General features: G+C 61.8%; 3 protein-coding genes and 1 pseudogene. 3 read left to right on the forward strand and 1 reads right to left on the reverse strand.

What is annotated here, in order from left to right; genetic code table 11:
- Positions 1-99 precede the first annotated feature (99 nt).
- A complete protein-coding gene (locus tag AC5ZGW_RS45645; protein ID WP_245475237.1) occupies positions 100-390 on the forward strand; it encodes a recombinase family protein in 291 nt (96 codons plus the stop codon).
- A gap of 29 nt (positions 391-419) precedes the next feature.
- A complete protein-coding gene (locus tag AC5ZGW_RS45650) occupies positions 420-1490 on the forward strand; it encodes a recombinase zinc ribbon domain-containing protein (RefSeq protein ID WP_245475238.1) in 1071 nt (356 codons plus the stop codon).
- Here AC5ZGW_RS45650 and AC5ZGW_RS45655 read toward each other — a convergent pair.
- Positions 1453-1563 (reverse strand): annotated as a pseudogene (locus tag AC5ZGW_RS45655) (DUF1419 domain-containing protein); the annotation flags it as partial. The gene AC5ZGW_RS45650 and the pseudogene AC5ZGW_RS45655 sit on opposite strands and share 38 nt — an antisense overlap.
- A 502-nt stretch (positions 1564-2065) precedes the next feature.
- On the opposite strand from AC5ZGW_RS45655, the gene tnpB reads away from it, so the two are divergent.
- Entirely contained in the window at positions 2066-2284 is a 219-nt protein-coding gene (tnpB, locus tag AC5ZGW_RS45660; protein ID WP_130231786.1) for an IS66 family insertion sequence element accessory protein TnpB, read from the forward strand.
- The last annotated feature ends 435 nt before the right edge of the window (positions 2285-2719 follow it).

Raw genomic sequence — 2719 nt, forward strand, 5'->3', positions numbered from 1 at the left:
ACGGCATCGAGGTCATCCAAATGCCGGCAAACCACGCCGCCTGATCACCTCATCACCCAAAATTCCGCATAGCTCCGCGTCCAGGAAGCGATCAAGCTGGTGTTTGACAAGGTCGAGGAACTGGGCAGCGCGCGACAGGCGCTCTGCTGGCTCCGCGAGTACAATCTCGATCTGCCGGTGAAGCAGACCAACGGCGACACGGCCTGGCGGCGACCAAACTACTCCGCCATCCACCGGATCATTGAGAACCCGGTCTACGGCGGCGCCTATGCCTATGGTAAGACAGCTGTGGCGGCGGGATACAGCACTGCAGGCGTGAGCGTGAAGATCCGCCGCAAGGCGCGGAACGAATGGCTGACGCTGAAGCCCAACACTCACGAAGGTATGTGAGCTGGGAGAAGTTCGAGGCGATTCGCACCATGATCAGCAGCAATGTTCCCACCAGTCGGCATCACGGCGCGCCCAAGCATGGTGACGCGCTGCTGGCCGGTCTGATCCGCTGCAAGCGCTGCGGTCCCAAGCTCATACTCCGGTCCTCCGGCATGGAAAGCCATATCCCGCGCTACAGCTGCAGCCGCGCCTGGATGGACAATGGCGGGGCCCACTGCATCGCCTTCGGCGGACTGCGCGTCGATGACGCCATCGAGGAAGCACTGCTTGGAGTCGTCGGTCCGGGCGCTGCCGCAACCGCTGCCGCCAAGGGAGCCAGGGAACGGCGCGATCAGGTACGCGATGCCCTCAGTCGCGACCTCGAAGCGGCGCGCTATGCCGCCGACAGGGCTTTCCGGCAATACGATGCCGCTGATCCCGCGAACCGGCTGGTGACCAGTGAGCTGGAAGCCCGCTGGAACAGAGCGCTCGCTCACGCGGCGGAGGTTGAGGCCAAGATCGCCATGCATGATGCGGCGATGCCCTCACCCCTTGCTGATCCAGCCTCGCTCGGCGTTCTGGCCTCGAACCTCAAAACCGTCTGGGATGCGCCGACGATGGATGCTCGCCTCAAGAAGCGCAGTGTGCGCACCCTCATCCATGAGGTCGTGGCCGATATCGACGACGCGGCCTCGGAGATCGTTCTCATGGTCCATGGGGTAGGGGGCGCCCACAGCGAGTTGCGCTTGCCGAAGCGCCGGCGCGGACAGCGCAACAGCACCTCTGCCGATATCGTCCAGGCCGTGCGTCAACTGGTGCTTATCGCCAGCGACGATCTGATTGCTGGCCTCCTCAATCGCAACGGCCGCAAGACCGGTAACGGCAATCGCTGGACCCGCGAGCGCGTCACATCAATGCGCTCGAACTACCACATCCCGGTGTTCAAGCCCGCCGAGGACGGGATCGAGCCATGGCTCAACCTTGGCAACGCCGCAAAGCTCCTGAAGATCGCGCCCAAGACGCTCCGACTGGCCGCTGAAGCCGGCGAGATCGAATCCATCCATCCTCTGCCGGATGGTCCTTGGACCCGTCGATCGTCAGCGCGAAGAACGTGCTGGTGATGCGGCTGGTGAGGAATTCGCGCATAGCGAACATGTCGGCGCGCATCCATAGTAATGGCAGGATCTCGAACATTATAGTCGGGGTCGACCTGACCGTATCGCTCCGGCGAAGGCCGCCTTGCGAGGTGTGATGGAGATTGAAGACATAGGCGTATGACTGACCATACGCCTGTGCCGAAGGTCTCTCGGCTGGAAGTTGTCTCGACGGGCGCTCGGCGCCATTGGACATTCGAGGAGAAGCAGCGGATCGTTGCCGAGAGCTACGACGGGCCACGATTGGCGTCGGTGACGCGCGGCGCAACGGGTTGTCTGCGAGCCAATTGTTCACATGGCGCCGGTTGGCGCGCCAGGGTCGACTGGGGCGGAGATGCCGCGCCTGCTCTTGTTCCCGTCGAGATCACGCCTGTGGCGGCTCCGATCTCGAGTGGCGCGCCACAACCGACGTCTTCACCACCTGCGCAGCGTCCAAGGGCTGGAATCATAGAGATCGAGCTTGGCGGCGGCTGTCGTGTTCGCGTTGACCGTGACGTGGACGTTGAGACGCTGCAGCAGGTTCTTGAGCTCTTGCGGCGCCGATGATCCCGATTCCGAGCGGCGTCAGGGTCTGGATCGCTACCGGCTACATCGACATGCGCCGCGGCATGCGAAGCTGGGCTCTCACCGTTCAGGAGAGCCTGGAGCGCGATCCTCATGCCGGCGATCTCTACATCTTCCGGGGCCGCCGCGGTGATCTGGTCAACATTCTCTGGCATGGTGTGCTGCAGAGCATGAAGGAGGTGAATAACCAAATTTAATGCGTACAGCTTTATGAGAGATGGAGGACGGCCCTCCTGCATCGGCGTTCCAGGCGCAGATGCAAAACCACGACACTGTGGCTTCGCTTAAAAGGCGCGGTCATCAGCAAGTGTTGCAAAAGATCCCGGGTTTACGGGGCAGGTAAGTATCCAGAAGGCGAGCGAAAGCAAATCTTCCGATGACGCGTCGAAAATTATTTAGACGTCGCCAACATCAGGGGCGCGTGCCATCCCTGAGATCAATCCGTGAGACGCCTGGATTACTGCGCGGAGGGGATGTCCCGATCGGTGTTGAACTAGGTCTGGCCGACGTTGCCGGAATGAATGTTACGCGACGCTCGTGACGTGGGCAACGGGGTTGATCGTCATGGGATTGTGGTGAGCTTGAAGGGCCGCACGCAGAATCGCCAATTGCTGATGTGCCTTCAATCGTCG

The organism is Bradyrhizobium sp. Crot121 (assembly GCF_059512385.1).